The sequence below is a fragment of the Bradyrhizobium sp. CIR18 genome (assembly GCF_014198295.1).
Lineage (GTDB): Bacteria > Pseudomonadota > Alphaproteobacteria > Rhizobiales > Xanthobacteraceae > Bradyrhizobium.
Genome location: NZ_JACIHF010000003.1, coordinates 620,073 through 633,898, shown reverse-complemented (window position 1 = coordinate 633,898; position 13,826 = coordinate 620,073). Strand labels below are relative to the sequence as shown.

Below are 13,826 nucleotides of genomic sequence, written 5' to 3'. Positions count from 1 at the left end.
GCATTGTCCGCGCGCGGGTCCGGCAACCGCCGAAAGGCCTTTCTGAACTTCTGCATCCGACCCCCTCCGTCTTCCGGGAGTCGTCTTCAGAATCCGTCTTGCCTTCCAATGCAATAGCTAGACAAAACCCATATGCGATTCCCCTGCGCTTGCGGGGGAGGGCTGGGGTGGGGGTGCTTCCGCAGCGGGATCGTCGAATTTACCGAGAATATCTCCGCGAGGAGAAAGCCCTCACCCGCCGCGCTCTGCGAGCGCGTCGGCCTCTCCCGCAAGCGGGAGAGGCGAAGCAAACCTCAGATATCGATCGTCGCGCTGAGCGAATGTTCCTGGATGAAGTCGCGGCGCGGTTCGACCACGTCGCCCATCAGCTTGGTGAAGATGTCGTCGGCCTCGTCGACCTCCTTGACCTTCACCTGCAGCAGCGAGCGCACGTCGGTATCGAGCGTGGTCTCCCAGAGCTGCTCCGGGTTCATCTCGCCGAGACCTTTGTAGCGCTGCAGCGAGATGCCCTTGCGGCCGGCCTCGGTCACCGCCTCGAACAGGTCGACCGGGCCATGGACCATGTGCTCGGTATCCTTGCGCCGCAGCTTGCCGGAGCGGGCGTAGACGTCCTGCAGCTTCGTCGTGTACTCGTCGAGCTTGCGGGCTTCGGCCGAGCCCAGGAAGGCATCGTCGATCACAGCGGCTTCCTTGACGCCGCGCACGGTGCGCTCGAACAGGAAGCCCTGGCCTTCCACGTATTGCCCGATCCAGCCGCGCTCGACCTCTTCGGCCTGATTGTCCAGCCGGCTCGCGATGTATTGGGCGGCGGCCGCGGCGTTCTCGGGATTGCCGTAGATCGATTTGTTCAGCACGCCGGTGATGGCGGCCTGCTCGATCACCTTGCGGTTATAGCGGCTGTGCAGGTTGCGCAGGATGCTGCGGACCACGCGGGCGTCCTCGACCAGCGAGCGCAAATCGCGGCCGGTGCGGTCGCCGCCGGTACCGGGAATGTAGACGCAGTCATCCAAGCCGGCGTCGATCAGATAGTCTTCCAGCGCCCGCTCGTCCTTCAGATACTGCTCGGACTTGCCACGGGAAACCTTATAGAGCGGCGGCTGGGCGATGTAGAGATAGCCGCCGTCGATGATGTCGCGCATCTGCCGGTAGAAGAAGGTCAGCAGCAGCGTGCGGATGTGGGCGCCGTCGACGTCGGCGTCCGTCATCACGATGATCTTGTGATAGCGCAGCTTCTCGACCGAGAATTCGTCGCTGATGCCGGTGCCGAGCGCGGTGATCAGCGTGCCGATCTGCTCCGACGACAGCATCTTGTCGGGGCGAACGCGCTCGACGTTGAGGATCTTGCCGCGCAGCGGCAGCACCGCCTGGAATTCGCGGTTGCGGCCCTGCTTGGCGCTGCCGCCTGCCGAGTCACCCTCGACGATGAAAAGCTCGGATTTGGCCGGATCCTTTTCCTGGCAGTCGGCGAGCTTGCCGGGCAGCGAGGAGACCGAGAGCGGGCTCTTGCGCGTCAGCTCGCGGGCTTTTCGCGCGGCCTCACGGGCGGCGGCGGCCTGGATCACCTTGCCGACGATCATCTTGGCTTCGCTCGGGTGCTCCTCGAACCAGGCCTGGAGCGCCTCGTTGAGGACGTTCTCGACCACGGGACGCACTTCCGAGGACACCAGCTTGTCCTTGGTCTGCGACGAGAATTTCGGATCGGGCACCTTCACCGACAGCACGGCGGTCAGGCCTTCGCGGCAATCGTCGCCGGTCAGCGCGATCTTTTCCTTTTTCGCATTGGCCTCGGCATAGCCGTTGACCTGGCGCGTCAGCGCGCCGCGGAAACCGGCGAGATGGGTGCCGCCGTCGCGCTGCGGGATGTTGTTGGTGAAGCACAGCACGTTCTCGTGGTAGCTGTCGTTCCACCACAACGCTGCCTCGACGCCGATGCCGTTGGCTTCCGCGCGCACCATGATCGGCGCCGGCACGATCGCCTTCTTGTTGCGGTCGAGATATTTGACGAATTCCTCGACGCCGCCGGAATAGTGCATCTCCTCGCGCTTCTCGACCGCGTGACGCATGTCGGAGAGGGCGATGTTGACGCCGGAATTGAGAAAGGCGAGCTCGCGCAGCCGATGCTCGAGCGTGGCGAAATCATATTCGATGTTCTTGAAGGTCTCGGTCGAGGCGAGGAACGTCACCTCGGTGCCGCGCTTGCCCGGCGCGTCGCCGACCACCACCAGCGGTGCGACGGCATCGCCATGGGCGAACTCGATGTAGTGCTCCTTGTTGTCGCGCCAGATGCGCAAGCCGAGCTTGCTCGACAGCGCGTTGACAACGGAGACGCCGACGCCGTGCAGGCCGCCGGAGACCTTGTAGGAGTTCTGGTCGAACTTTCCGCCGGCGTGCAGCTGGGTCATGATGACCTCGGCCGCCGAGATGCCTTCGCCCTTGTGGATGTCGACGGGGATGCCGCGGCCGTCGTCGCGCACGGTGACGGAATTGTCGGCATTGAGCACGACGTCGACGCGCGTGGCGTGGCCCGCCAGCGCCTCGTCGATCGCGTTGTCGACGACTTCGTAGACCATGTGGTGCAGGCCCGAGCCGTCGTCGGTGTCGCCGATATACATGCCCGGGCGCTTGCGGACGGCATCGAGACCCTTGAGCACGCGGATCGATTCCGCGCCGTAATCGCTCGCGGTGGAGGGCTCGTTTTCGGCAGCGGGCTGCCGAGCAGGTTCTGTCATGAGAGGCCTTCGAGATGTCGCCCGAATCAGCGGCGCAAAAGGCGCTGATTTGCGAGCTATTTGTGCCACGAAAGAGGGCCTGCGCCTAGCGCAAAGTATCTTCCGTCAACCCTTTGACTAAATGGGGTTTTTAGGCCGGTTTTCAAGGCGTTCGAAGGCCGATTCCGAGGCTGGCCAAAAGCCCGATTCGAGGCCTCTTTTGGACCCGCTGAGGCGCGGTTTTTGCGGGCGCGCGCAGGCCTGTTCCGAGGCGGCGCCGTGGTGTTCCGGAAGAAGCCTGGGTTCAGTAGATCTGGTCCGACTTGCTGTCGTCACTCAACCTGAGGGACCAAGCCTCGCCTGCGGCCAAAGTGATGGTGTCGGTGTGCACGATGTGACCCGACACGCGTAGCGCGTAGGAGTACGTGCCGGGCGGCAGATCCAGCACTTGTGGATGGTTGACGCCGCCCGCGATCTCGATGGTCTGGTCGTTGATCGTGAGCGAGGCCACGTCAGGTACGAGATAGCCGAAGATCAGCCGCGCGTGTCCTGCTATCGGCAGGAAGTTTGCCTTGGCCACGACCTCCGTATTTCGCTGCACGAGGTCGACCGTGGTCTCGCCCTTGGCGCGGTCGAGCGTCAGCATGCCCGGCCCTTTCGGCGAGGCGAAGACGAGCAGCGCGTGATCGGCGGCGACCATCGCGCCATCAGGCTTCTCCTGCCAGCCGCGCTTTCCGAGTTCCGCGCGATAGAAGGCCAGTACGTCGCTGAGTTCTGCGGGCACATGGGCTTTGAGCTCGAGCCGGAACGGGATTTCGATGCCGGACGCGTGCGCGGTGCTGAAGCTTGCGTGACTGGCTCGCGTCGGCACGGGCATGTCGGCGTGGGAAGCTGCTGCGGTAAGCGGCTCCTGCGAACAAGCTGCAAGAAGAGGGAGGCCGCACATCAATAGCCACCACCGTGCCGGGACCTTCGTCCCGCGCCTTACCGTCGTCATGCCTACTCTCCAGGAATGCCGCGATCTTCGCGCGATACAGCGGCTGCGACACCGTCGCCGCCGCCTCTCGACGACTAGTCGGCCCTCGAACCGGACAGGTTCAACCTGGTCGTTACAGGCGCAAGCGGGGTCAATACATCTGCAACGGCAGTACGTCGCCGCTCGGCCCCACCAGCAGGCCCCAGGCGTCACCGGCAGCGACGGTGAGGGTCTCGGTGTGGGCCGGGCGCCCGGGCATGCGCAGGGCGTACTGGTAGGTGCCCGGCGGCAGGTCGAGCATCGGGCCTTTCGGCGATTGCGGACCGCCGGCGCCGGCCGCGATCTTCACCGTCTGCTTGTTGATGGTCAGCGAGGCTTCCTTCGCCCCGATATTGCCCAGCATCAGCCTGGCCTGGCCAGGCTTCGGCATGATGTCGGCCTTCGCAGCGGCATCCGGATTCTTCTGCGCCAGGCTGACCGTGGTCTCGCCCTTGGCACGGCCGAGCTTGAGCACGGCCGGGCCTTGCGGCGAGGTGAAGTCGATCTGCGCGCGTTCGGCGGACACGGTGGCGCCGTCGGCCTTTTCCTGCCAGCCGAGCTTGGAAAGCTCGGCCCGGTAGAAGGCCAGGACATCGCCGAGCGGGGCAGGGATGCTGGCTGCCAGCTCGCGGCGGAACGGCATCTCGCTACCCGGCATTTTGGTGGTGGCGAGCGAGGTCGAGGACCGCTGTGTCGGCACGGGGAGCTGGGATTCAGGGTCGGGCTTGAGCGGCTCGGAGGATTTGGCCTGCACGTCCGCGGTGGCCGCCGGCTTCGCGGCGGCCATCACGAGCCCCGATCCGTCGGCGCGCACGCTCACCTTCGAACCCATCTGCATCACGGTCATCGAGATCGATTTGCCGCTCTTGGAGAATTCCATCACCGCCATGTTGGGCTGGTTGATGACGGAGGGCTGCTCCTTCCAGCCGGCGGGCTTGAGCGATGCGCGATAGAACGCGGTGAGCGCCTTGACGCTCGAGGCGGAGGAGAATTCGAGATGGCCGTCGTCGCCCTCGAATTTCACGCCTTCGGCGTTTTCGGGCAGCGGCACCGGCGTGTTGCTGCCCGCGAGCGCAGTGAGCGGCGCATCCGACAGGGAGGCGGCCTGTGTCTTGCGCCTGGCCTCGTCGGCGGCAATGAGCTGCTGAGCCGCCCCCAAGGCATCACCGAGAAATCTCTCGTCGGCCTCCTTCTTCGCCTTGGCCCGGGCCGCAAGTGCGGAGTCCTTCACCTGCGCGGTCAGGCTGATCATCGTGAAATCATATTTGCGGCCGAGCCGCAGCATGCCGGTTTCCTCCGCCGATGAGACCTTGATCGCGATCTCGTCGCCGGGCGCGAGCGGCGCATTGCCATCTTCCCGCCAGCCACGCGCGGCGAACTCGCGGTGATAGAACGCGAGCACGGCGGGCAGCTCGGCCATCGCGGCGGCCGACATCTCGCGCTTGTTGGAGCTCGCGCTGCCAAGGCCCCTTGCCGACTTGGTCGGCTTCGGCCGCGGCAAGCCCGCCATGTCATCGTCGGCCTCGAGCTCTTGGGGCAGCGCGAACGGCGCCACCCGGATGTCGACATTGGTGCGGCCGTCGTCGCGTCGTGTCAGGGTCAGCATCACCGGCTTCTGATAGATGTGCGTCGCGTCGCGATCGGGATGGTCGTAAAAGACGCGCACGCCGTTCGGGACGGTCCCGTCAAGAGCGGCGTTCGGCCAGCGCGAGGACGTTTCAGGCGTGAGCTTGCGCCATCCCATGGCCGCCATGTCCTTGGCAAAGAACTCGGAGGTCGCCTCGAACGCACCGGGCGCGATGCAGCCGAGATAGGGTCGGGTCTCGTCGAACACGAGATCGGTCGCGCCGTCCGGGAACGGCACGTTCGCATAGATCCGGTTCGGCGTGTAGAACACGGCGGATTGGTCGGAGCGCCCGCGCGCCTGTGTGAAGGAGACGCGCAGCCCCTGCTGTCCTTTCTTGAAGGTCAGCGCGGCACTCTTCTCGTCCAGCGGATACACATAGGGCACCCAGCCGTCGGCGCTCAGCAGCTTCTTCGTGGCGTCGGACGTGGCGGCAAGGGCGGTCGGGACGGTGTAGATGACGCGATAGGTGTCGGGGCGCGAAGTATCCTCCACCGCGCCGTCCAGCCGCGGCAGCGTATGGACGTCGACGAAGCTGTCGTCTGCCGCGTCCGCGGGATACGACGTGCTCGCCATCGCGAGAATGCCGCAGGCAAGCAGCAGCCATCTTGCCGGGACTTGCGCCCCAAGCGGGATCATCCGCATCGTCAAACTCCTGGGTGTTGCGCGGGCCGTCGCCCTGCGCATGGGCAGGCTGCGACACCTCGGCGCGCGGCCTCAGACGAGAAGTCGCGACGGGAACCGGAGAGGTTCAACGGACGATGTGCGAGCGGCGTCATGGGCCTGATCAGGCAGGCATGGCTCAATACAGCTGGAGCGGCGGCCAGGCGTCTCCGTCGCGCCCGATCGTGAGCTCCCAGGCATCGCCGGCGGCAAGGGTGAGGACGTTCGTGGTGGCTGAATGGTCCGGCCCGCTCAGCTCGTAGGAATACTTGCCGGGCGCCAGGTCCAGCGATACCGCATTGGCGCCGGCGGCGCGCTTGACGGTTCGTGCGTTGATCGTGAGCGCCGCGTCCCTCCCGCTGATGTTGCTGAACACCAGTTTCGCCTGGCCGGGTTCGGGCATGATATTGGCCCGGGTCGCCGCATCGGCGTTCTTCTGCACGAGGTGGATCGAGGTGCTGCTGTCCTTGCGGGCGAGCTGCAGCGCGGCCGGCCCCAGCGGGGAGGCGAAGGCGAGCTGGGCGTGATCGGTTGCGATCACCGCGCCATCGGTCTGTTCCTGCCAGCCAAGCTTTCCAAGCTCCGTGCGATAGAAGCTGAGGACGTCGCCGAGCTCTGCGGGCACGGTGGTTTCGAGCCTGGTGCGGAGCGGGGCTTCGACGCCGGGCATCACGGTGGTGTGGGTCCCTCGATAGAGGTAGCGGGTCGGCGCGGGCAGCCGCGCATCGGGATCCGGCGTGAGCGCCACTGAGAACAGCGGCGACAAATTCGATACCCAGGCGCCGGCGCTTGCCGCGAGCAGGCAGCTCGCGAACAGAGCGAGGCCGCACGCAAGAAGTTGCCATCGCGCTGGAGCTGTCGCCCCATGCCTTACCGTCGTCATGCCTATGCTCCAAGCATCGCGCGTGTGTGAAATACTGCGCGATTGCACAACGGCGACACCGTCGGCGCCGCTTCAGACAGCTAGTCGCTGATGGAACAGGGCGGGTTCAACCCGGAGGCCTAGCGTCGAGACGAGACCTGTCCGCTCTCGACGTCGAAGACTTCGCCTCCAGCGCCGATCTCGGTGAAGGCCGCCGGGTCCGCGCCGGTCAGCCACACTTGCGCGCCGAGCTTGCGCAGCTCGTCGAACAGCGCGGCGCGCCTGCTAGGATCGAGATGGGCGACGACCTCGTCGAGCAGCAGCAGCGGCACGATGCCGGTCATCTCGGCGACCAGGCTCGCATGCGCCAGCACGAGACCGATCAGCAGCGCCTTCTGCTCGCCTGTGGACGCATCACGCGCGGGCATGCTCTTCGGCGCATAGATCACCTGGAGATCGGTGAGATGCGGACCGTCGGTGGTGCGGCCGGCGATGGCATCGCGCGGCCGGTTGTCGCGCAGGATCTGGCGGTAGCGATCCTCGACCGACGTCGCCGTCTCAGTCAGCAGCGCGTTCTCCATCCAGCCGTCGAGCGCGATCTGCGCCGAGGGAAAGGCGGAGGCCTGCGCGCGCGCATTGAGCATGCCGGTGAGCCTTGCTGCGGTCTGGCCGCGCGTCGCTGCGACCGCGACGGCAAGCTCCGCGGTCTCGCGCTCGATGGCGTCGCACCAATGGTCGTCGTAATTGCGGGTTTCGAGCAGGCGGTTGCGCGAGCGCAGCGAGCGCTCCAGCGCGTTGATGCGGCTCGAATGCTCATTGTCGATCGCCAGCACCAGGCGGTCGAAGAAACGCCGCCGCTCCGAGCCCGCGCCCATGAACAGCCCGTCCATCGCCGGCGTCAGCCACACCATGCGGATATGGTCGCCGAAGGCCGTCGCGGACCCCACCGGCTCGCGGTCGATGCGGCAGCGCCGGCTCACCGCGCTGTCAGGCCGCGGCGCATCGATGCCGGTGCCGAGCGTGGCCAGCCCCAGCGCGCCCTCGACTTGCGCCGAGACGGCCCAGGACCCGTCGCCCTGGTTGTCGGCGACGTCTTCCAGCGTCGCCCGCCGCAAGCCGCGTCCGGGCGACAGAAACGAGATCGCCTCGATGCAATTGGTCTTGCCCGCCCCGTTCGGCCCGACCAGCGCCACCATGTCAGCCGTCGTCTCGAGCCCCGCCGCCCGATAATTGCGAAAATGCGTCAGCGTCAGGCGATGAATGCGGGAGGGGGTCATCAGTTATTCGATCTGGCGCGATTCTTCCCCTCTCCCCTTGTGGGAGAGGGTGGCGCCTCACGCAGTGAGGCGACGGGTGAGGGGTATCTTACCGCCCGGCAAGCTTTGCAAGGATATCCTCTAATACAGAAGCGGGCTGCTGTAGCACGTCGTTGTTCCAGTAGCGCAATGTCCAAACCCTTCGGCAGCAAGCGTCGCCTCTCGCGTCGCGTCACGTTGTGATTCTACGTGCTGGCTACCGTCGATCTCGATTACAAGGCGCTTTTCGAAACAGACAAAATCGAGAATGTAGTTTTTGAATGGTACCTGTCGGCGAAACTTGAAAGTGGAGACCCGACGATCCCTCAGCAAGCGCCACATTGCGGTTTCAGCATCGGTTGGTTCGTGCCGCATGTTCTTCGCGAATTGGCGGAGACGCTTGGCGACTGGCCGATGGGATGGCTCCTGCGGCACGAACCCCTCACCCGACTGAGTGTGTATCCGCCACCGGAGCTGCCCTCTCCCACAAGGGGAGAGGGCACAACAACGTGCGTCGCGCTTGTGGCGACAGGATAGGCTGTAGCTTCACCCTCTTCCCTCGTGGGAGAGGGTGGCTTCGCGCACCGAAGCCGGGTGAGGGGTTGTCTCCGCGTACAAGGTATCGCGAGAGGGGGAGCACGTCCCTCACACCCGCATCGGCATCAGCACATACAGCGCGCTCTTGTCGTCGCGGTCTTGGACCAGGGTCGGGGAGCCGGGATCGGCGAGCCTGAGTGTTGCGACGTCGCCTTCGATCTGGGCGGCGATGTCGAGCAAATAGCGCGAGTTGAAGCCGATATCGAGGGCGTCGGAGGCGTATTCGACTTCCAGCTCTTCGGTGGCGCTGCCGGAATCCGGATTGGTCACCGACAGCACCAGCTTGCCCGGTGACAGCGACAGCTTCACCGCCCGGCCGCGCTCGCTCGAGATCGTCGAGACACGGTCGACCGCGTTCTCGAAATCCTTCTTGTCGACGACGAGCTCCTTGTCGTTGCCCTGCGGGATGACGCGGCCGTAGTCGGGGAAGGTGCCGTCGATCAGTTTCGAGGTCAGCACGACATTCCCGATCGTAAAGCGGATTTTTGCCTGCGACAGCTCGATCGTCATCTCGGCGTCGGTGTCCTCGATCAGGCGCTGCACCTCGCCGACCGTCTTGCGCGGCACGATCACGCCGGGCATGCCCTCGGCGCCTTTGGGCTGCACCAAATCGAGCTGGGCGAGGCGGTGGCCGTCGGTGGCGACGCCGCGTAAGGTCGCGGCCTTGGGCGTGCCCGCGGCGTGCAGGTAGATGCCGTTGAGATAATAGCGGGTCTCCTCGGTGGAGATCGCGAACTGGGTGCGGTCGATGAGCCGCTTGATGTCCTTGGCGGCGAGCGAGAACGAGTGCGACATGTCGCCGGCGGCCAGATCCGGGAAATCATTCTCCGGCAGGGTCTGCAGCGTGAAGCGCGAGCGGCCGGCGCGGATCGCCAGCACGGCGCGGTCGCCGTCGGCCTCCAGCACGATCTGCGAGCCGTCCGGCAGCTTGCGCACGATGTCGTAGAACATGTGCGCCGGCACGGTGGTGGAGCCAGCGGTCGCGGTTTCCGCCGGCAGCGTCTCCGTCACCTCGAGGTCGAGGTCGGTCGCCTTCAGCGACAATTTGGCGTTCTCGGCCCGGACCAGCACGTTGCCGAGGATCGGAATCGTGTTGCGGCGCTCGACCACGCGGTGGACGTGGCCCAGTGACTTCAGGAGTTGCGCGCGTTCGACCGTAACCTTCATTGCACTACTCGCCCGATCCCCAAATGAAGAAGCCGGGCGGTCGAAAAGCCCCGCCGCGGCACCGATGACCCCGGCAGGTCAGGGCCATCCAACCGATATGACCAAAGCCGCCAGGGTCGCGCAAGGTGGCTCGGATGGCCCCCGGATTCAAGGGATCGGGGGCCAGTTCCGCACGATTCCCACGATTTACCGCCCAAACGAAAGCCGCCGCCCAGGCATGGCCGGGGCGGCGGGAGAATGGCAGGAGCGCCTTAGGCGTTTATTCCTGAAGCTGGCGCTTCAGCGACTCCACTTCCTCTGACAGTGCGGTGTCCTTGGAGACCAGGGACTCGATCTTGCGCACGGCGTGCAGCACCGTGGTGTGGTCGCGCCCGCCGAAGCGGCGGCCGATCTCGGGGAGCGAGCGCAGGGTCAGCGTCTTGGCGAGATACATCGCCACCTGGCGCGGGCGCACCACATTGGCGGTGCGGCGGGAGGAGAGCAGGTCGGAGCGGCTGACATTATACTGCCGCGCCACCACGCGCTGGATGTCCTCGATCTTGATCCGCTTCGGCTCCTGCGGCCGGACCAGGTCGCGCACCTCGTGCTCGGCCATCTCCAGCGTCACCGGCCGGTTGTTGAGCTTCGAGTGCGCCAGCAGGCGGTTGATTGCGCCTTCGAGGTCGCGGCCATTATGGGTGATGGTGCGCGCCAGATAATGCAGCACCTCCTCCGGCACCTCGAAGGTCGCATGATGGGCGCGGGCCGCGGCGACGCGCGACTTGAGGATGCCGTGGCGCAGCTCTTCGCCGAGCGAGCCCATCTCGACCACGAGGCCGCCGGCGAGCCGCGAGCGGACGCGGTCGTCGAGGCTTTCAAGATCGGACGGCGGCCGGTCGGCCGCGATCACGACCTGGCGGCCGGCGTCGATCAGCGCGTTCAGCGTGTGACAGAACTCGGCCTGGGTCGACTTGCCCTGCAGGAACTGCAGATCGTCGATCACCAGCACGTCGATGCCGCGCAGCGCTTCCTTGAAGGCCAGCGCCGTCTGCGTCTTCAGCGCGGCGACGAAGCCGTACATGAATTTCTCTGCGGTGAGATACAGCACCTTGCGCTCGTTGCCGGAATTGCCGGCCCAGGTCACCGCCTGGAGCAGGTGCGTCTTGCCGAGGCCGACGCCGGCATGGATGTAGAGCGGGTTGAACATCACGGGGTCGCCGCGGCGACCTTCGGCGACCTGGCGCGCGGCCGCATGCGCCAGCGTGTTGGAACGGCCGACGACGAAGCTCGCGAAGGTCAGGCGCGGATCGAGCGGCGAGCCGCCGAGCGCATCATGATTGGCCGACACCGGCGCGGTCGCGGTCGAGCGCAGCTCCGGCGTGGGCGTGCGTCGCGTCTCGACCGGCGCGGGGGCTTCCTTCGGCTGTATCACCGGGCGCACGGCCGAACGCACCGTGAGGTCGATGCGATGCACTTCCGGCATCTCGGCCTGCCAGCACGACAGCACGCGCTCGGCATAATGGGCCTGAATCCAGCTCTTCAGGAACCGGGTCGGCACCGAGAGCCGCACGCTCTCCTCCTGCACGCCTTCCAGATCCATGCGCGCAAACCAGCTCGTGTAAACGTCTTCGCCAACGCTCGAGCGCAGCCGACCCTTCACGCGTGACCAGCGATCCTGTTCCATTGTCATCGTCAGAAAACTTCTCTTGAGAGATAAGGTTGCGTGGTGAGCGCCAAGCAGGGTTTCCTGTCATGGCGCGACCTCAAGCGAGTCCATCGTCAGGCATAGCTCGACCGTTCGGCGCAAACGCCGCAGGTCAGATCAGCGATGTCGGAGATGGAGAGTTCGCGAGGTCAGCGCGTACTCGACGCGCTCTCGCATGTGGGAGGCTGAACGCAGGACGGATCGGAGACGGCATCGTTGAACGATGGAACTTGAGTCAATACCGCGTTGAATCCGTAGGACATGATACCTCCCCGTCCTGCCGTGATCGCTCACGACAAGGTCCTGCTTCTGAAGACACCCGCGACGAAAATCGCTGATGACCTGCCCGTCTGCACTGCTCGTCCGCTCGGCTTCGCCTTCGCTCGTGTCGGGGTAACTTTGCGATGCCCGTGCGCCTCGCGAGGGATACGCAAGATCCCGCTTGGAGACATTCAGACAAAGAGATACCATTCCCATATTGCTATGGGTTTTTGATCCGACATTCGCTTTTTGAAGCGTCGCCTACGTGCACACCGCCGCCGATTTGCACGCTCGCCCCGTTTCCTAAACCGCGCTGGTCTGAAGATCGTGGGCGCCGCTGACGACTTAAGGAATACACTATGCGGAAAGACTCGCAACGAAATTGATTCACACTTGAGGCGTCAAAAAACTTGACCTCGGTTAACGCCGCGCGGGAGTTGTTCACAGGCTCGGAAGCAAGTTTTTGGATTCGTGCACAGAATCGAGAATGCCGGGCATCATGTGACAATTCTCCGTCACTGCTAAAAAAATTTTTACAAATTCGTCACGCGCCGGACGTGTCGGCGAATTTTCCAAATGCTTGCGGTCGCTATGTCGATAAGTGATTAGCGAGACATCGCTTTTTGAGTCTCGTTTCACAGGGTAACTCCAAGCCGTGCGCGTTCCGGTGAATCTACGGTGTGCAGAACTCTTGCGCGCGCGAATTCATCTTAGCCCCGCAGCACAGGGGTTTTTGCAACGCGGTGAAAGTTTCCACTGTTGCAAGTTACCGGCAGGTAGAACTACGGAACGAAGAATAGCGCAGGCGGTGCAAACCTTCCGATCGAAGATCGACTGTAGCGTGACCGGTTGCGTGAATATGACGGGCAACAAAAAAGCCCGGCGCGATGCCGGGCTGTTTGACGCATGCGATGTTCGATCGGATCGGCCGACCGATTGGTTCGCCGTTACCTGGCTCGTTACTTGGCGAGCTTGGCGATCTGCGCGGTGAGGCGCGAGACTTTGCGGCTGGCGTTGTTCTTGTGAATGATGTTGCGCTGGGCGGCGCGCATCAAGGCGGGCTCGGCATTCGCCAGCGCCTTCACGGCAGCGGCGCGGTCGCCGGTCGCGATGGCTTCTTCGACGTTACGCACGGCACCGCGCATCTGGGTGCGGCGCGACTTGTTGACGGCGGTGCGGCGGGCGATCTTGCGCGTCGCTTTCTTGGCGGAAGTGGTATTGGCCATGGTCTCAATATCCTTTGCGGGTACCGGTCGCGTCTTGGTCGGGTAGCGCCGGCTTGCTTGACCGCGGAATCGACGCTCGGATTTAGGGTGTTCGGTTGCTGGGCTGTCCCCGGAACATGAGGCCGCAAAGAGCTCTAAGCTCAAGGAGCTGCAACTGCTCAAAGAACAGCGGCGGCAGGATTGCGCCCGCCGCCAGTTGGCGCCCTTATAGAGAGGGTCTTCGGCACCGTCAACGCTTTCCAGGCTGGAAAAGCGGCCTCCGGGGCCGTCCAGGGGCGTCGTAACGCCCTGAAGAGGTTGAATTTCTGCCGTCTCCCGGCTATTGGCTGGCGGCGTTTTGTCGGCTCCTCCGATCGGACGACCATATAAGGTGAGGCATGATCCGCGGTTTTTTCCGACTGATTGGGCTGTTGCTGCTCGCTGGCGGGTTCATCTTCATGGTCTATGACGGCGCCCGCTGGGTGGCCGACCAGACCCTCAGATTCACCCGGTTCGGCCAGTTCTGGAACGACATCAATCAGGCCAGCCAAGCGGCATTCCGCACCTGGGTCGAGGCCAAGGCGCCCTGGCTCTGGACCTCGGTGATCCGCCTGCTGCTGGATCAGCCGGTGTTCGCCGTCCTCGGCATTCTCGGCATCCTGCTGATGATCCTGTTCCGGCCGCGGAAACCGCTGATCGGCTATTCCCGGGATTGATCTTCAATCCCCCGGGATTGATCCTCAAT

The 13,826-nt window shown here is 64.7% G+C and carries 9 protein-coding genes and 1 pseudogene; 1 reads left to right on the top strand and 9 read right to left on the bottom strand.

Translation table 11 applies throughout. The features are described 5' to 3' along the window. Positions 1-293 precede the first annotated feature (293 nt). The 9 genes and pseudogenes from gyrB to rpsT all read right to left on the bottom strand — a co-directional run bounded on the left by gyrB (position 294) and on the right by rpsT (position 13,102). Positions 294-2,729: a DNA topoisomerase (ATP-hydrolyzing) subunit B gene (gyrB, locus tag GGD65_RS15850; protein WP_018319458.1), complete on the bottom strand. Its 2,436-nt coding sequence runs from the start codon at positions 2,727-2,729 to the stop codon at positions 294-296. 283 nt (positions 2,730-3,012) lie between these two features. Beyond that, positions 3,013-3,585: a hypothetical protein gene (locus tag GGD65_RS15845; RefSeq protein ID WP_246783295.1), complete on the bottom strand. Its 573-nt coding sequence runs from the start codon at positions 3,583-3,585 to the stop codon at positions 3,013-3,015. Positions 3,586-3,835: 250 nt separating this feature from the next. Next, positions 3,836-5,992: a hypothetical protein gene (locus GGD65_RS15840; RefSeq protein ID WP_183235843.1), complete on the bottom strand. Its 2,157-nt coding sequence runs from the start codon at positions 5,990-5,992 to the stop codon at positions 3,836-3,838. A gap of 157 nt (positions 5,993-6,149) precedes the next feature. Beyond that, positions 6,150-6,893, bottom strand: coding sequence for a hypothetical protein (locus GGD65_RS15835; protein ID WP_018319461.1), 744 nt, complete (start codon positions 6,891-6,893; stop codon positions 6,150-6,152). A 119-nt stretch (positions 6,894-7,012) separates the two neighbouring features. Next, complete coding sequence (recF, locus tag GGD65_RS15830) at positions 7,013-8,149, bottom strand: DNA replication/repair protein RecF (RefSeq protein ID WP_183235842.1); 1,137 nt, start codon at positions 8,147-8,149, stop codon at positions 7,013-7,015. Positions 8,150-8,237: 88 nt separating this feature from the next. Further along, a pseudogene (locus GGD65_RS15825) lies at positions 8,238-8,602 on the bottom strand (endonuclease domain-containing protein). Positions 8,603-8,812: 210 nt separating this feature from the next. Further along, positions 8,813-9,931 carry a DNA polymerase III subunit beta gene (gene dnaN, locus GGD65_RS15820; RefSeq protein ID WP_183235841.1) on the bottom strand — a complete coding sequence of 373 codons (1,119 nt, stop codon included), beginning with the start codon at positions 9,929-9,931 and terminating at the stop codon, positions 8,813-8,815. 259 nt (positions 9,932-10,190) lie between these two features. Then, the gene (dnaA, locus tag GGD65_RS15815; RefSeq protein WP_026202184.1) at positions 10,191-11,600 is read right to left on the bottom strand and encodes a chromosomal replication initiator protein DnaA; all 1,410 of its coding nucleotides are present in this window, start codon (positions 11,598-11,600) and stop codon (positions 10,191-10,193) included. A gap of 1,235 nt (positions 11,601-12,835) precedes the next feature. Next, positions 12,836-13,102 (bottom strand): 30S ribosomal protein S20, encoded by a 267-nt coding sequence (gene rpsT / locus GGD65_RS15810; RefSeq protein ID WP_018319466.1) that lies wholly within the window; start codon positions 13,100-13,102, stop codon positions 12,836-12,838. A 377-nt stretch (positions 13,103-13,479) separates the two neighbouring features. Here rpsT and GGD65_RS15805 point away from each other — a divergent pair, with 377 nt between their 5' ends. Further along, positions 13,480-13,797 carry a hypothetical protein gene (locus GGD65_RS15805; protein WP_018319467.1) on the top strand — a complete coding sequence of 106 codons (318 nt, stop codon included), beginning with the start codon at positions 13,480-13,482 and terminating at the stop codon, positions 13,795-13,797. The last annotated feature ends 29 nt before the right edge of the window (positions 13,798-13,826 follow it).

Coding starts and splice junctions, on each gene's coding strand:
- gyrB (WP_018319458.1), bottom strand. CDS start 2,729: ATGACAGAACCTGCTCGGCAGCCCGCTGCCGAAAACGAGCCCTCCACC.
- GGD65_RS15845 (WP_246783295.1), bottom strand. CDS start 3,585: ATGCCCGTGCCGACGCGAGCCAGTCACGCAAGCTTCAGCACCGCGCAC.
- GGD65_RS15840 (WP_183235843.1), bottom strand. CDS start 5,992: ATGCGGATGATCCCGCTTGGGGCGCAAGTCCCGGCAAGATGGCTGCTG.
- GGD65_RS15835 (WP_018319461.1), bottom strand. CDS start 6,893: ATGACGACGGTAAGGCATGGGGCGACAGCTCCAGCGCGATGGCAACTT.
- recF (WP_183235842.1), bottom strand. CDS start 8,149: ATGACCCCCTCCCGCATTCATCGCCTGACGCTGACGCATTTTCGCAAT.
- dnaN (WP_183235841.1), bottom strand. CDS start 9,931: ATGAAGGTTACGGTCGAACGCGCGCAACTCCTGAAGTCACTGGGCCAC.
- dnaA (WP_026202184.1), bottom strand. CDS start 11,600: ATGACAATGGAACAGGATCGCTGGTCACGCGTGAAGGGTCGGCTGCGC.
- rpsT (WP_018319466.1), bottom strand. CDS start 13,102: ATGGCCAATACCACTTCCGCCAAGAAAGCGACGCGCAAGATCGCCCGC.
- GGD65_RS15805 (WP_018319467.1), top strand. CDS start 13,480: ATGATCCGCGGTTTTTTCCGACTGATTGGGCTGTTGCTGCTCGCTGGC.